We start from the raw sequence: 15520 nt of genomic DNA, 5'->3' as shown, positions 1-15520 counted from the left end.
ATTACTTCGGAAAAACCGAACCATGAATCTCAAGCACCTGCGCTACTTCTGGGCCGTGGCGCGCTTCGGCGGCCTGGCCCGGGCGGCGGAAAAACTGGATCTGTCGCCGCAGACCCTGAGCGGCCAGATTGCCGATCTGCAGCTGGCCCTGGGCACCGAACTGCTCAAGCAGGTGGGCCGGCGCCTGGAACTGACCGACGCCGGGCGCATGGCGTATTCGTACGCCGACGAGATCTTCGGGCTGGCCGACGAACTCTCCGTGCAGGTGCGTTCGCTTTCGAAAAGCCGCACGCGCCTGTGGCGCGTCGGCATGACCGATGCAATACCGCGCTCGGTGGCCTACCGCCTGCTCTCGCCGCTGGTGGCCGACCGCTCGCTGCGCCTGACGGCCAGCCACGAGCGGCTGGACGTACTGCTGGCCGATCTGGCCCTGCACCGGCTGGACCTGGTCATCGCCGACCGTCCCGTTCCGCCCGGCAGCGCGGTCAAGGCGTTCAACCACGCCCTGGGCGGCAGCGCGATCGGCCTGTTCGCCGAACCCGCGCTGGCGCGGCGCCTGAAACCGCGCTTCCCGGCTGCACTGGAAGGCGCGCCGCTGCTGATGCCGGGCCGCGACAACGCGCTGCACGAAGACCTGCGCGTCTGGCTGGAAACACGCCGGCTGGGCGTGCGCGTGGTCGGCGAATTCGACGACGGCGGACTGATGAAGACCTTCGGCACCGCCGGCGCCGGCGCGTTCCCTGCGCCGCTGGCCCTGCGCGGCGAGATCGAGCGCCTGTACGGCGTCGACTTCGTAGGCCCGCTGGACGGCCTGAGCGAACGCTACTACGCCATCTCGACCGAACGCCGCGCGACCGATCCGCAGGTGCGCAAGATCCTGGCGCTGGCCGAGGACCTGCTGCCCGGCGCCGAGCGCAAGCCAGCCGGCGTTGCGAAGGCCGCGCTGCCGGCGAAGAAAAAGCCGCGGGGCCGCGGCTGAGCGGCATTGCCGCTGTACGTGTCCGCGCGCATTGCAGAGCCCGCATTCACGTCCACCCTACCCGCCGCTTTCTAGGGTAACGGCATCGCCGGTCCCTACAGGAAGCACTATGTCCACTACGCCGCAGGAACTCGAAAGGAAATTCTGGAAATCGCTCAAATCCGACATGACCCTGATGCTGGGCCTGGACGGAGCCGAAGACGGCCATACCCGTCCGATGACCGCCCAGCTCGACGGCGATGAGCGCGGCCCCATCTGGTTCTTCACCTCGACCGACAGCGTGATCGCGCAGCAGCTCGCTGGCGCGGACAGCCGCCGCGCCACTGCCGCCTTCGCCGCCAAGGGCCATGATCTGTTCGCCAGCATCCAGGGCAGCCTGCGCGTGGATAACAACCGCGCCGTCGTCGACCGCCTGTGGAACCCGTTCATTGCCGCATGGTTCGAGGGCGGCAAGGACGATCCCAAGCTGGCACTGCTGCGTTTCGACGCCGAGCATGCGGAAATCTGGCTCAATGCCTCCAGCCTGCTCTCGGGGGTCAAGCTGCTGCTGGGCGTGGATCCGAAGAAGGACTACAAGGACAAGGTGGCGCAGGTCGATCTGCGCTGAGCGCCGCCGCAGCGCGGCGGACCGGCCTGAAGCCATGCGGGCTTCGCCGCTGCCGCGGTGCAATCCAAACTGCACTTGCGCGCCAGTCATGCCCGCAGTTGCACGGTCATGCCCCTGCGTCCTCGCCATCCGGACGCGGCAATCGCCGCGACGTACGAGCGGACAGGCGGCCACATGTGCCGCCATGACAGTTGCGCACCGCCAAATCCGCTAACTCCGCCACCTGCCCGCTGCGGAGAACAGCATGCGCCCCCTCTTCACCTCCGTCGCCTGCCGCGTCGGCGGCGTTCTGCTTTGCCTGGTGCACTCGCTGGGCCTGGCCGCGGCAACTGCGGCGGAGTTCCGTCGCGGTCCCGATCTGTCGGCGCCGCGTTCCGGCCATGCCGCGGCGCTGCTGCAGGACGGGCGCGTGCTGGTCGCGGGCAGTACCGCGCAGGCCGCGGCCTGGTCGAGCGAGCTGTATGACCCGGTGCAGCACCGCTGGCAGCCGGGGCCGGGGCTGGCCCAGGCGGAAGCCGGGGCCTCGCTGACGGTATTGCCTACGGGCAAGGTGCTGCTGGCGGGACAAGGGCGCCAGCTGTTCGATCCTGCGACGAACACCTGGTCGGCCTCGACCCAGGGACTCCTGCAGCGCCGCCGGCACAGCGCCGTCCTGATGGCGGACGGACAGGTGCTGCTGGCCGGCGGCGAAGCGCGCTTCGGCGGCGAGATCGACACGCTGGAAGGCTACGATGCCATCGGCAACAGCTGGAATTACTGGGGCCGCCTGAACCAGCCGCGCCAGGCGCATGCGGCCGTGCGGCTGGTTTCCGGCAAAGTGCTGGTTGCGGGCGGGCGCGCCGGCGGGGCCGAGCTGTCCAGCGCCGAAACATTCGAACTGCAGCACTATCTGGTCGAGACCACGGCCAGCATGCTGGCTGCGCGCAGCGACTTCAGCCTCACCCTGCTGCCGGACGGGCGCGTGCTGGCGGCCGGCGGCAGCAGCAATGGCGTCAGCCAGAGCAGCTGTGAAATCTACGATCCGGCCAGCGGCACGTGGCAATGGGCTGCCGGCATGCTCCATCCGCGCAGCGGCCACGCAGCGAGCCTGCTGCCCAATGGCCGCTTGCTGGTCAGCGGCGGAAATGTGGCCGCGGGCACGGCCCAGGCGACGGCGGAAATCTACGACCCGGTCACGAACCAGTGGTCCGCCGCCAGCGAGTTGGCCGTGGCGCGCGCCGGACATACGGCCGTGCTGCTGCCCAGCGGATCGGTGCTGCTGGCCGGCGGCAGCGGCGCCGCGGCGGCGCTGAGTTCGGAATGGTTCGATCCCGCACTCACGTCCACACAGTTCGCCACTGTGCCGCAAACGCTGCGCCGCGGTGCGATCACGACCTTGCTGCCGCCGGACAAGGTGCTGCTCGGCGGCGGCAGCGGCCTGCCCGGCGACGACAGCAGCGCGGCGGAAGTGTTCGATACCGGCGCGGGCACCTGGTCCTGGCTGGGGCTGGTCGCGGGACGCACGCGGCATACGCAGACCCTGCTCGGCAACGGCAAGGTGCTGCTCGCCGGCGGTCTGTATTCCGGCGCGCCCACGGCGCACTGCGAACTGGCCGACGGCCTGACCGCAACCAGCGCGGCCACGGCTTTCCTGCTCACGCCGCGCTACGCGCATAGCGCCACCTTGCTGGCCGACGGCGGCGTGCTCGCGGCCGGTGGCTATGCCAGCGGCGCGGCGCCGACGGCGGCGGTGGAGTACTACCGCAGCGGTGCGGGCGCCTGGCTGCCGCGCGCGGCGCTGAACACAGCGCGGGCCGGTCACACGGCGACCCTGCTCGGTGACGGCCGCGTACTGGTTAGCGGCGGCCGCGGCGCGGGCGGGCAACTGCTGGACAGCGCGGAAATCTACGACCCTGCAGCGGACAGCTGGACAGCCGCCGCCGCGCCCGGCATCGCGCGCGAAAGCGCCACGGCCACGCTGCTGCGCTCGGGCGAAGTGTTCGTACTGGGCGGCGTGGACAGCGCGGACCAGCCGCTGGCGCGCGCCGATCTGTACGACCCGCGCACCGGCAGCTGGCGCCAGGCCGCAACACCGCTGCGGGGCCGGGTGCAACATACGATGACCGTGCTGCCCGGCGGCCAGGTGCTGGTCGCCGGCGGCCGTACCGGTGCCAGCGGCGGATCGGACGCGGTTGAAATCTACACACCGGAATTCAACAACTGGAGCAGCGCGGCGCCGCTGATGTCGCCGCGCGCCGGTCATGTGGCCATACCGCTGCCGTCGGGCCAGCTGGTGTTCGCCCAGGGCTATGCCGACAACTGGGCGCCGCTCGTGGAGCGCTACGAAACGGGTATTGCGCCGGATCCAGCCCGCCAGCCGCGGCTGTACTCGGCCAGTCTGCCCGCCGGCGGCCAGGGCAGTCTGCACGTCCGCGGCAGCGGCTTCCGCCCGGCCGCCAGCGCCGACGGCGGCGGCGGCGCCGGTGCGTCCAGCAATCTGCCGGTGCTGCAGGTGCAGCGCGTGGACAACGGCCAGACCCGCTTCGTCGCGGCCGACCCGGCGAGTATCTTCACCGACAATCTTTTCAGCGGCAGGGCGGCGGACCTGGCGGATTTTCCGGCCGGGCCGGTGCAGCTGCGCATCTGGGTCAACGGCATTCCCGGCACGCCGCTGCTGGCCACGCTCGCCAGCGTCCCGGCGATGGCCGCGGCGCCCGTGGCGCAAGGCGGCGTGCTGCGCGCCGCGGCCACGTTCGCGCCGGCCACCGACGACGGCGGCGCGCCCATCAGCGGCTACCGCGTGACGGCGGCACCCGGCGGCGCGGTGCGCAGCTGCCTGGCGCCTTGCAGCCAGGTGGAATTCGAGGCCCTGCCGCCGGGCAGCTACAGCTTCCGCGTCAGCGCCGTGAACGCGGCCGGGGCGGCGGCGCCCTCGCCGCCCAGCAACAGCGTCACGGTGCAGGCACGCAGCAGTGTCGCTCTGGGCAGCAGCGCCAATCCCAGCCGCTTCGCCGCCGCAGTCACCTTCACCGCCGCGGTCAGCGGACTGGCGCCGGGCGGCACGGCGACCTTCCGGGCGGACGGCAGCGCCTTGTGCAGCGCTGTCGCCCTGACCACGGGCATCGCCGAATGCACGACGGCGGCGCTGGGTGGCGGCCTGCACGCGATCGACGTGAACTATTCCGGCGATGCGGGAAACACCGCGGCGCAATCGGCCACGCTGTATCAGCAGGTGGACAGCGCAGCGTCGCAGGCGGCGCTTGCCAGTTCGGCCAATCCCGCCACCTATGGCGAGCGCGTGGTGCTGACGGCAACGATCACCACCACGCGGCTTGCCGGCGAAGTGGATTTCCACGACGGCACGGCGCCGCTGTGCCTGGACGTGCCCCTCAGCGGCGGCACGGCCGTATGCGAAGTGGACAATTTCAGCGTAGGCACGCATGCCGTCACCGCACGCTACGGCGGCGATGGCGATACTGGCGCTTCGGTATCGTTCGCCCTGGCGCAGCAGGTGCTGGCGCTGCCGACAACGACCAGCGTGACCACGTCCTGCCAGCGCCGCTTCACCGCCAACCAGCCTTTCACGCTGAGCGCCGCGATCAGCGCGCAAGCCCTGGGCGGAATCCCCGGCGGCGGCGTGGATTTCGTCACCGAGAGCGGCATCACGCTGTGCCAGGCCGTGCCGCTGAACTCCGCCACGGCGAGCTGCACGAGTACGGGACTGGCGCCGCCGGCCGGACAGGGCGAGGGCGTGGTCGCGATCAGCGCGCGCTACAGCGGCGACGCCGTCAATGCCGGAGGCAGTTCGCCGGAGCTGCAAGTCACCGTATTCGATGCCGCCGATGTGATCCTGCGCAATGGATTCGAAGCGGCGGTGCCGGGGTGTCCGGCGCACTAGCAGCGCACAGCCCCCCTGAAACCGGCAAAAAACCAGCACACCGGCCCGGTGATCCTCGTGCGGCGGCCGGGCAGGCCGCCGCGAAACGCCGCGCTGCACTGCGGCGCTACGACCGCGGTTCCGGCTTCGGCCGCTCGGGCAAACGGTCGTAGCAATGCCAGAAAGCTGCCGCAAGCACCGCCGCCAGCGCCCCGGCCAGGATCATGGCGAGCAGGGTGCGGTTGAAGTAATCGTAGCCGCAGAGCATGGCGCCCGGACGGAAGCTGCGCGCCTGCGCCAGCGCCTGCAGATAGGCTATGCGCATATAGCCCCAGGCCAGTACGACGCCCGTGGCCTGCGCCAGCAGCAGCGACATTACTTGCAGGAAATTCCGGCTCATGCGGCATCCTCGTCGTCCCGGCATTCCGACCGTCGCAGCGGCCGGAAGGTGCCGCTGGTCCTGCCGCGTGGCGGATCTGCCGGCTGCGTCGCAGCAGCAGGCGGAGCGCATCCCTAGCATGCCGCGCCTTCGCCCTGGAGGAAGTCCGCATGTCCCTGCCCGCCCTGCTGGTGCGCCTGTCCCTGCTGGCCGCGCTGTGCATCGCCTTGCCTGCGGCCGCCTTCGACACGATCTGGCGCAACGGCTTCGACTACCCGGCCAACCGCAATTCGCCGCTGGGGACCAATCTCGACGGCGTGGTGGACTATTCCACCAGCTACAACTTCACCGACGCGATGAAACAGTCGCGCAGCTGGATCACCGCCGATACCAGCGGCGCCGGCGTGTTCGATACCGATGACCGCGCCTGCCTGGATCTGGACGAGAACGGCTACGTGCGCTCGCTGACACCGCAGACCGGCAATCCGGGCTGTTCAACGCCCAGCTACAACGCGGTTTCCACGCTGTTCTTCTTCGGCGATTTTCCCGGCCACTACCCCAGCGGGCGCTATATCGTCACCTACGAAGGCCAGGGCGATATCAGCTATCACTTCGCCGCGGTCAGGAATGCGGCGCTGTCCGCGCCGGGCCGCGACGTGCTCGACGTCAACGCCAATGCCGGCGGCTGGATGCTGCGCATAAACGCCATCGCCGCCGGCAATCACCCGCGCAATATCCACGTGTGGATGCCGGGCTTCGACGAACACAGCGGCCCATCGCAACTGTTCCATCCCGATTTCCTCGCCCTGATCCGGCGCAACAAGGTGCTGCGCTTCATGGACTGGATGGGCACGAACAATTCCAGCCAGCAGGAATACGCCGGCCGGCCGCAGCTCGCCGACGTGCGCTGGAGCGAAGGCAACATGCCGCTGGAAGTGATGGTGGAACTGGCCAGCCGCAGCGACGCGCATCCCTGGTTCACCCTGCCGCACCGCGCCAGCGACGACTACATGACGCGCTTCGCCCAGGACGTGAAGCGGCTGCTGCGGCCGGACCTGCGCGTCTATGTCGAATATTCCAACGAAGTGTGGAACGGCCAGTTCTCCCAGGGCGCCTATGTGGAAGCGCAGGGCGACGCGGCCTACGGCAACCAGGGCTCGGGCTTCGACCGGCGCCTGAACTGGTACGGCCAGCGCTCGGCGCAATTATGTGATTTATGGAAAAGCGCATTCGGCGCCCAGGCCGGGCGCGTGGTCTGCGTGCTGGGCGCCCAGGCGGCCAATGCCTATACGCTGACCCAGGCCGCCGACTGTCCGCTATGGACCGCGGGCCGGCCCTGTTCCGCCCACGGCTTCAGCGCCGCGGCGATCGCACCGTATTTCGGCGGCTATCTCGGCCATCCCAATCATGCAGCGACCGTGCAGACCTGGACGCCGACCCAGCTCTTCGCCGAAATCAACGGCGGCGGCTTGGCCGGCGGCCCCGCCGGCGGCAGCCTGACCGAAGTACAAGGCTGGATCACGGCGCATCGCGCCGCGGCACAGCAGCGCAGCCTGCAGCTGGTCACCTACGAAGGCGGCCAGCACCTGGCCGGTGTGCTGGGCAATGAGAACAACGATGCCATCACCAGCCTGTTCACCGGCGCCAACCGCGATGCGCGCATGGGCACGGCCTATACCCAGCACCTGAACTTCTGGAAATCCGCCGGCGGCGGACTGTTCATGCATTTCACCGCATCCAGCGGCTACGGCAAGTTCGGCAGCTGGGGCGCGGTGGAATACTTGGACCAGACCGGCACGCCCAAGCACAGCGCGCTGATGCAGTTCATCGACGACAATCCGTGCTGGTGGGCCGATTGCGAAGACTAGCCGCCTGCGGGATTTGCCCCGCGCACGCGGGGCGATAGCCGCAACGGCTCGGTCGCAGGCGAAGCCGGCCCTGAAGATCGTGTCGATGGGATAGCCCAGGTCCTTCAGCACGGCGCGGTCGGGCATAGTGATGGAACCATCACCGCCGGCCGGCAGCGGGCAGCGCGGTTGCGGTGCCTCGCCGCGTCCGCCGCCCTTTCTCGACGCACCTGGCGTCTTGCCTCCCGCTACCATTCCGTCATGCCCGCCACGCCCAGCCGCTTTCTTCTTGGCGCCGCCGCGCTCAATGCCGCGGCCGCCCTGCTCCATCTGGGCTGCATCGTCTTCGGTGCGCCCTGGTACCGCGCGCTGGGTGCCGGCGATGCCATGGTGCGGCTGGCTGCGGCCGGCCATCCGCGCCCTGCCTTGTTCGCGCTGGCTGTCGCCAGTGTGCTGCTGGTATGGGCCTGCTACGCGCTGTCGGGCGCGGGCGCGATCCGCCGCCTGCCGCTGCTCAAGCCGGTGCTATGCGCGATCACGGCGATCTACCTGCTGCGCGGGCTGGGCTTCGCCGTGCTGATGCCGTATTTCGCCGGCAATTCGCTGGCGTTCTGGCTGGCCAGCTCGGGCATCTGCCTGCTGTTCGGCCTGGTCCACCTGCTCGGGCTACGGCAGCGCTGGCGCCGGATGTAGTCCGCGGCAACCGCGCCCCCGCGGCAACACCTACCCACCCGACGTGAAAGCCCGCGCCGCCGTCATGACATGCCCGCCCGCGCTTTCACGCTACACACCTGCGTGTCCCGGGCGCCGACGCTGAATTACATGCGTAGCGGTACGGCGCTATAGTGCCCGGGGGACACTGTAGTTTTGCCGCCACGCCGGAAGCGCGGGCCGCCGCCCGCCTGCCGTCATGCCATCTGGGGAATCGTCGATGTCTGTATCCGCTCTGCCGCGCCTGCTCGGCGCCTGGCTGCTGGCCAGCCTGCTGTATTGCCTGTCGTCGGCGCCGGGCCTGGCCCAATGCGTCAGCCTGACCACGCTGGGGTCGGCCTCAACGCAGAATTTCGATACGCTGTCCAACACCGCCGGCTCGACCACCAACAACCTGACCATCCCCGGCTGGTTCATGACCGAGGCCGGCGGCGGCGCGCGCGACAACGAGCAGTACGCCGTGGATACCGGCGCATCCAACACCGGCGACACCTTCAGCTACGGCGCGGCCGGGGCGACGGAACGCGCGCTGGGCCAGCTGCGCAGCGGCACGCTGATCTCCACCATCGGCGCCTGCTTCACCAACAACACCGGCATGACGATCAACCGCCTGGACGTGGCCTACACCGGCGAGCAATGGCGCCTGGGCACGGCCGGACGTACGGACCAGACCAATTTTGAATACAGCACCAACGCGACCGACCTGACCAACGGCACCTGGACCAACGTCACGGCGCTGAACTTCGTCTCGCCGAATACCACGACCGCCGGCGCCCTCAACGGCAATGCCGCCGGCAACCGCACCGCCCTGTCGTCGGCGATCACCGGCCTGAGCATCGCCAACGGCGCGACCTTCTGGATCCGCTGGAGCGATGTCGACGCCAGCAGCACCGACGACGGCCTGGCGACCGATGATTTCTCGCTGACGCCGCAGTTCGTAGTGCCGCTCAACCTCAGCATCAACGACGTCACGCTCAACGAGGGCGCCGCCGGCACCACGACGTTCACCTTCACGGTCAGCCTGTCGGCGCCCGCCGGCCCCGGCGGCGTAACCTTCGATATCGCCACCGCCGACGGCACGGCCGCCGCGCCGGGCGACTACACCGCCAAATCGCTGACCAGCCAGACCATCCCGGCCGGCAGCAGCACCTACGCCTTCAGCGTGCTGGTCAACGGCGACACCGCGCCGGAGACCAACGAGACCTTCTTCGTCAACATCACCAATGTCACCGGCGCCACGGTGACGGACGGCCAGGGCCAGGGCACCATCGTCAACGACGATGCCGCGCCCAACCTCACGATCAACGACGTCTCCCTCAACGAGGGCAGTGCCGGCACCACCGCGTTCACCTTCACCGTCAGCCTGTCGGCACCGGCCGCCGCCGGCGGCGTGACCTTCGATATCGCCACCGCCAACGGCACGGCCGCAGCGCCGGGCGACTACGCGGCGCAATCGCTGAGCGCCCAGACAATTCCCGCCGGCAGCAGCACCTACGCCTTCACGGTGCAGGTCAACGGCGACATCACGCCCGAAAGCGACGAGACCTTTTTCGTCGACGTCACCAACGTCGTCAATGCGATTGCCACGGACAGCCAGGGCCTGGGCAACATCGTCAACGACGATCTGAGCCGCATCCACGACGTGCAGGGCAACGGCGCGGCCACGCCGATTCCGGGCGCGACGGTGCTGGTCGAAGGCGTGGTCACGGCGAACTTCCAGGGCGCCAGCCGCCTGCAGGGCTTTTTCCTGCAGGAGGAAGACGCCGATGCGGATGCCGATCCGAACACTTCCGAGGGCATTTTCGTGTTCTGCGCCAGCTGCCCCACGCCCGTGGCCGAAGGCCAGCGCGTGCGCGCCGGCGGCACGGTGTCGGAATTCAACGGACAGACCCAGATCACCGCCACCACCGTGACGGTGACCGATGCCGGCAACAGCCTGGCCGAGGTCACGCCGGTGCCGGTCGACCTGCCGGTGGTCGGCGATATCGACATGTTCTACGAGGCGCGCGAAAGCATGCGCGTCACCTTCGTCGATACGCTGACCGTCAGCGATTATTTCGAGCTGGGCCGCTACGGCCAGATCGTGCTGATGGAAGGCGGCCGGCCGCGTGCGTTCACCGAATTCTCGACGCCCAGCGTCGCCGGCTACAGCGCCTACCAGGACAACCTGGCGCGCCGCCGCGTACTGCTGGATGACGACAACAACGCGGAACAGTCCTTCCTGGGCGTGGCCAACGGCTCGCAGTTCGTGTTTCACCCGCGCGCCAACGGCGGCTTCTCCGTCGGCACCCAGGGCGTCGACTTCTTCCGCGGCGGCGACGTGGTCAACGGCCTCGGCGGCGTGCTCGATTTCTCCAGCCCCGGCGGCGCCGCGGCGGCGAGCTGGCGCCTGCGGCCGACGGCGTCAGCGCCGGCAAACTTCACCGTGGCCAATCCGCGCCCGGCCACACCGCCTGCCGTCGGCGGCGCCATCAAGGTCGCCGGCGGCAATCTGCTGAACTACTTCACCACCATCGACACCACGGCGAGCAACAACAGCGGTACCTGCGGCCCGGGCGGTACGCTGGACTGCCGCGGCGCCGACAGCGTGGCCGAACTCAACCGCCAGCGCGAACGCATCTCGGTGGTGACCTGCACGCTGAACGCCGACATCTTCGCCTTCATGGAGCTGGAGAACACCACGCCCAGCACCACCATCACCGACCTGCTCGGCGCGATCAACGCACGCTGCGGCGGCGCCCATCCGTATGCCTTCGCCAACACCGGGGGCACGCTGGGCACGGATGCGATCCGCGTGCAGCTGATCTATCGCAGCGGCGTGGTGTCGCCGGTGGGCGCGCCGCTGTCGGACCTGGATCCGGTACACAACCGCCCGCCGACGGCGCAGACCTTCGACGTGGTCGACGCCACCAACCCGGCCTTCGGCCAGCGCTTCACCGTCATCGCCAATCACCTGCGCGCCAAGGGCTGCGGCGGCGCCAGCGGCGCCGACGCGGACGCGGGCGACGGCCAGAGCTGCTACAACGCCACGCGCGTGGCCCAGGCCAACCGTCTGCTGAGCTGGATCAATACCACGGTGCTGCCGGCCGCGGGCGACCCGGATGTGCTGCTGCTCGGCGATTTCAATGCCTACGCGCAGGAAGACCCGATCACCACGCTCGCCGCCGCCGGCTATACCGACCTGGAAACCACGTTCAACGGCGCGAATGCCTATTCCTACGTGTTCGGCGGCACCATCGGCCACCTCGACTATGCGCTGGCCTCGGCTTCGCTGCTGGGCCAGGTGATCGACGCCGGCGCCTGGCATATCAATGCCGACGAAGTGCCGCTGCTGGATTACAACGACGAAATCGCCGACACCGGCGAGGCCGCGTTCGAGGAAAAACCCGACGGTTCCGCCCTGGTGCCGCCGCGCGTGGTGTTCCAGCCGGCCTCGCCCTACCGCGCCGCCGACCATGATCCGGTGCTGGTCGGCCTGTTCGCGGCTTCCGATCTCGGCGCGACCATCACGGATTCGCCGGACCCGGTCGCCGCGGGCAGCAACCTCACCTACACGATCAACGTGAACAACAATGGCCCCGACGCCGCGGCGAACGCGAGCTGGACGCTGACGCTGCCCGGCGGCACCACCTTCGTCGCGCTGCCGGCCGTCGCCGGCTGGTCCTGCACCACGCCGGCCGTGGGCGCCGGCGGCACGATCAGCTGCAGCAATCCGGGCCTGGCCGTGGGCAGTGCGGTGTTCACCCTCGTAGTGGCGATCGATCCGTCGGTCGCCGACGGCACGGTGCTGAGCAGCACGGTGACTGCAAGCAGTACCAGCGGCGATCCCACGCCCGGCAACAACAGCGCAACGGCGACGACCACGGTCGCCGCGTCGGCCGACCTCGGCGTGAACACCAGTGCCGCGCCGGCCAGCGCCGTCGCGGGTGCGGCGATCACCTATACCATCAGCGTCAGCAATGCCGGTCCCAGCAACGCGGCCAACGCATCGCTGAGCAGCGCCATCCCGGCCGACACCACCTTCGCTTCGCTGGTTTCGCCGGCAGGCTGGTCCTGCACTACGCCTGCGGTGGGCGCCAGCGGCAACGTGAACTGCACCCGGTCCAGCCTGGCTGCGGGTACGGCGGTGTTCACCCTGGCCGTGAACGTCGACGCGGGCGCGACGGCGGCGACGATCAGCAGCACGGCCACGGTAGCCTCCTCCACGACCGACCCGAATCCGGGCAACGAATCGGCGACGGCGACCACGCCGCTGTCGGCCAGTGCCGATCTGGGGGTCAGCAACGCCGCGCCGGCCAGTGTGGTCGCCGGCCAGAATCTGAGCTACACGATCAGTGTGACCAATGCCGGTCCCAGCGCCGCCGCCGCGGTCAGCCTGAACACGGCAATCCCGGCCTCGACGACATTCACTTCGCTGAGTTCACCGGGTGGCTGGAGCTGCACCACCCCGGCGGCAGGCGCCAGCGGCACCGTGTCCTGCAGCAATGCGCAGCTCGTGCCGGGTTCGGCGGTGTTCACCCTGGTCGTCACGGTTGCGCCCGATGCCAGCGGCAGCATCAGCAGCACGGCGAACGTGGCGTCCAGCACCAGCGATCCGGTCACGGGCAACGAATCCGCCACTGCAACCACGCTGGTGACCGCCGCGGCCGACCTGGCTCTGAGCAACACGCCGTCTTCGTCCAGCGTGATCAATGGCCAGCCCATCACCTATACGCTGGCGCTGCGCAACTTTGGTCCCAGCGCGGCGGCGAACGTGGTGCTGAGCAATCCCATACCGGCCAATACCACCTTCACCGCGCTGAACGCGCCGCCGGGCTGGAGCTGCAGCACGCCGGCGGTGGGCGCCACCGGCACCGTCAGCTGCAGTACCGCCAGCCTGTCGCCGGGAACGGTGAACTTCATCCTGATAGTGACGGTGGATGCGGGCGCGCCGGTGACCGTGATCGTCGACACGGCCAGCGTCACGTCCAGCACCGCGGATCCGTCGCCGGGCAACGAGACGGCTATGGCCAGCACGTCCACGCCGGTGTCGCTGCAGTCGTTTGAAGTGGATTGAGCAAGCGCGGCGCGGAGGGCCTGTGGCACAGGCCCTCCGCGCACACGGATCCAGACTCGCTGCGCCTGGGCGCGGCGCATGCAACGCCCGCGCGGCTATCCCGCGGCGCAGGCCCCGGCACCGTCGACCCGCACGAATTCCGCATCCGACTGCGGCCTCCAGCTGCCATCCGGCTGCCGCGCCTCCGTGAGGGCGCGGTAGCTGTTCTTGCCGGGCGTCCAGGTCGCGCGCACCTCGTGTGTTCCGTCGGCGTCCACATAGGTGCCGGAGAAGCGCAGTGCGTCGGATGCCGGCTCCAGCCGGCCGTCCATGACCAGTCCCGCCGACGAGAGATAGCGCCAGGCGACGGTCTTGCCGTCCGGCGTAGGCCAATACGTGGTCTCTCCCGCATAGACACGCTTGCCGCCGGCGCAGACCACATGGCTGTCGCGCAGGAAATGCGGCGGATACAGCCGCGCGAAGCAATGCGTATCGGTGGAATTGCCGTCCGCCGGCGCGGCGCGCCAGCAGTGGCCGGCGAGAAACTCCAGCGCGGCCAACGGCGCATCCGGCGGCGTGGACACGGCGGCGCCCAACAGCCCGGCAAGACCCAGCGCAAGCATGCTCCTCTCCCCGCAAAAAAGATGGCCGGGCGATGGTGGCCGGAAGGCGCGATGCGGTAAAGATCCGGTCCGGCACAAAGTACCGTTCCGCGCGACCGCGCCCGCTGCCGCGAACGGGCCAAGGCCGGCGTGCAGTGATCGCCGGCCGCCTCATTTGTCGCTTGTGCTGCACAGTACAACTCGCCAAAGTTGCCCTACTCCTGCCTGCGAGCACGCCATGGCCAAGCTGCGCCTGATCCTGCTGAACAAGTCCGGCACGCCGGGCAACATGGTTGTCTACCAGCGCAGCGACAAGGACACGCTGATGCCGCTGGCCTGGCTGTCGCAGCCGACATGGCCGGGCGCCATGGTGCAGATGGACTGGGACGACAGGGACTGGGCCTTCGTCTGGGCCGGCGTTTCCCATATCCAGCCCGGCACCGTGTTCCTCGCCGCCCAGGTCACGCCGGCCACGCCGACCGAAGGCAACCAGATCGAATTTCTCGCCGGCCCGGGCGGCATGTACGAATTCGCCAACCAGAAGAACGGCGCCATACCCGAGTATTTCGTGCTGATAGAAACGCCCAGCGTGCCGCTGAACAGCGTGTCGGTGGGGCTGGGCATGAACGGCAAGGCCACCTTCGCCGCCCTGGCGCGGCCCAACCGCCGCACCCTGTTCGGCGCGCGCACCAGCTACTGGGTCACTTTCGGCGATATTGCCGAGGGCGAATTCCTGTTCGACGTACCCACCCTGCCCAGCGCACGGGTCGAGTTCCCGCCCGGCGTGACCACCATGGTCGCCCAGCTGAATGCGGATTTTTCCTGGACCATCAGCCAGCCCTCGCTGGCGGAAGCCGAAGCGGACGCGGATCCCGCCGCATCCTGAGGCAGCGCCGCGGCCCGCCGCTTGCGGACGCCTGTCGCTGCGGGCGGTTTGCGCTACGCTAGGCCGGCCAACCTGCCGGCCCGGACGTGGGATTGCCTTCTGTGCACGCCGCTCGCAACACCGCCGGACACGGCATGCGCCGCAGCGGCGGCGCCGGATCTGCGGCGTGCCCGCTACCGCCGCGTCCCGTACCCGGCGGCCGGCGCCGCACCGCACGCCACCCGTTGCCAACCGCCACTCATGCACCGCCTTCGCACGGAGCCTTCACCATGCGCAAGCCGTTCGTCCTGCTGCTGACACTGCTGCTGGTACTGCTCGCCGGCTGCAGCGAGCCGCTGCCGCCGGACAAATCCGCCTACGCCGGCCTGTGGCGCGCGGAGAACACCACCATCCTCATCACCGAGGCCGGCCGGGTCGAATACGTGACCCGGCGCGACAACGGCATGCACAAATCCATCAAGGCGCCGCTGCAGCGCTTCGAGGGCGATAATTTCATCGTCGGCGTGGGACCGTTCAAGACCACCTTCATCGTCAGCCGTCCGCCGCATGCAGAGGATGGCGAATGGAAGATGACGGTGGACGGCGTCGAGCTAACCCGCAGCCGCTGAACCCTGCGCA

At 69.3% G+C, this 15520-nt stretch carries 9 protein-coding genes and 1 pseudogene; 8 read left to right on the top strand and 2 right to left on the bottom strand.

All coding sequences use genetic code 11. The features are described 5' to 3' along the window. Window positions 1–22: 22 nt before the first annotated feature. The 3 genes from NM961_RS16620 (at window position 23) to NM961_RS16610 (ending at window position 5463) form a co-directional block, all read left to right on the top strand. Entirely contained in the window at window positions 23–979 is a 957-nt protein-coding gene (locus tag NM961_RS16620) for a LysR family transcriptional regulator (protein ID WP_255915534.1), read from the top strand. Between the two features lie 109 nt (window positions 980–1088). Further along, entirely contained in the window at window positions 1089–1586 is a 498-nt protein-coding gene (locus NM961_RS16615) for a pyridoxamine 5'-phosphate oxidase family protein (protein WP_255915533.1), read from the top strand. A gap of 244 nt (window positions 1587–1830) precedes the next feature. Further along, the gene (locus NM961_RS16610; protein WP_255915532.1) at window positions 1831–5463 is read left to right on the top strand and encodes an Ig-like domain repeat protein; all 3633 of its coding nucleotides are present in this window, start codon (window positions 1831–1833) and stop codon (window positions 5461–5463) included. A gap of 106 nt (window positions 5464–5569) precedes the next feature. On the opposite strand, the gene NM961_RS16605 is transcribed toward NM961_RS16610, so the two are convergent. After that, a complete protein-coding gene (locus tag NM961_RS16605; RefSeq protein WP_255915531.1) occupies window positions 5570–5842 on the bottom strand; it encodes a hypothetical protein in 273 nt (90 codons plus the stop codon). Window positions 5843–5991: 149 nt separating this feature from the next. On the opposite strand from NM961_RS16605, the gene NM961_RS16600 reads away from it, so the two are divergent. The 3 genes and pseudogenes from NM961_RS16600 to NM961_RS16590 form a co-directional block, all read left to right on the top strand. Beyond that, window positions 5992–7689 carry a hypothetical protein gene (locus NM961_RS16600; protein ID WP_255915530.1) on the top strand — a complete coding sequence of 566 codons (1698 nt, stop codon included), beginning with the start codon at window positions 5992–5994 and terminating at the stop codon, window positions 7687–7689. Window positions 7690–7929: 240 nt separating this feature from the next. Continuing rightward, complete coding sequence (locus tag NM961_RS16595; RefSeq protein ID WP_255915529.1) at window positions 7930–8361, top strand: hypothetical protein; 432 nt, start codon at window positions 7930–7932, stop codon at window positions 8359–8361. A gap of 970 nt (window positions 8362–9331) precedes the next feature. Then, window positions 9332–13381, top strand: a pseudogene (locus tag NM961_RS16590) (ExeM/NucH family extracellular endonuclease); the annotation flags it as partial. A 149-nt stretch (window positions 13382–13530) separates the two neighbouring features. Here the strand turns inward: NM961_RS16590 and NM961_RS16585 are convergent. Continuing rightward, a complete protein-coding gene (locus tag NM961_RS16585) occupies window positions 13531–14037 on the bottom strand; it encodes a hypothetical protein (protein WP_255915527.1) in 507 nt (168 codons plus the stop codon). Window positions 14038–14254: 217 nt separating this feature from the next. Between NM961_RS16585 and NM961_RS16580 the strand changes: the two genes are divergently transcribed. Together NM961_RS16580 and NM961_RS16575 are read left to right on the top strand one after the other, a co-directional pair. Next, complete coding sequence (locus tag NM961_RS16580; protein ID WP_255915526.1) at window positions 14255–14902, top strand: RhiA family protein; 648 nt, start codon at window positions 14255–14257, stop codon at window positions 14900–14902. Window positions 14903–15171: 269 nt separating this feature from the next. Next, a complete protein-coding gene (locus tag NM961_RS16575) occupies window positions 15172–15510 on the top strand; it encodes a hypothetical protein (protein WP_255915525.1) in 339 nt (112 codons plus the stop codon). Window positions 15511–15520 lie beyond the last annotated feature (10 nt).

Source organism: Tahibacter harae, assembly GCF_024437735.1.
GTDB lineage: Bacteria > Pseudomonadota > Gammaproteobacteria > Xanthomonadales > Rhodanobacteraceae > Tahibacter > Tahibacter harae.
This window is presented reverse-complemented; position numbering and strand designations above follow the sequence as displayed.

Coding starts and splice junctions, on each gene's coding strand:
- NM961_RS16620 (WP_255915534.1), top strand. CDS start 23: ATGAATCTCAAGCACCTGCGCTACTTCTGGGCCGTGGCGCGCTTCGGC.
- NM961_RS16580 (WP_255915526.1), top strand. CDS start 14,255: ATGGCCAAGCTGCGCCTGATCCTGCTGAACAAGTCCGGCACGCCGGGC.
- NM961_RS16615 (WP_255915533.1), top strand. CDS start 1,089: ATGTCCACTACGCCGCAGGAACTCGAAAGGAAATTCTGGAAATCGCTC.
- NM961_RS16600 (WP_255915530.1), top strand. CDS start 5,992: ATGTCCCTGCCCGCCCTGCTGGTGCGCCTGTCCCTGCTGGCCGCGCTG.
- NM961_RS16605 (WP_255915531.1), bottom strand. CDS start 5,842: ATGAGCCGGAATTTCCTGCAAGTAATGTCGCTGCTGCTGGCGCAGGCC.
- NM961_RS16585 (WP_255915527.1), bottom strand. CDS start 14,037: ATGCTTGCGCTGGGTCTTGCCGGGCTGTTGGGCGCCGCCGTGTCCACG.
- NM961_RS16595 (WP_255915529.1), top strand. CDS start 7,930: ATGCCCGCCACGCCCAGCCGCTTTCTTCTTGGCGCCGCCGCGCTCAAT.
- NM961_RS16610 (WP_255915532.1), top strand. CDS start 1,831: ATGCGCCCCCTCTTCACCTCCGTCGCCTGCCGCGTCGGCGGCGTTCTG.
- NM961_RS16575 (WP_255915525.1), top strand. CDS start 15,172: ATGCGCAAGCCGTTCGTCCTGCTGCTGACACTGCTGCTGGTACTGCTC.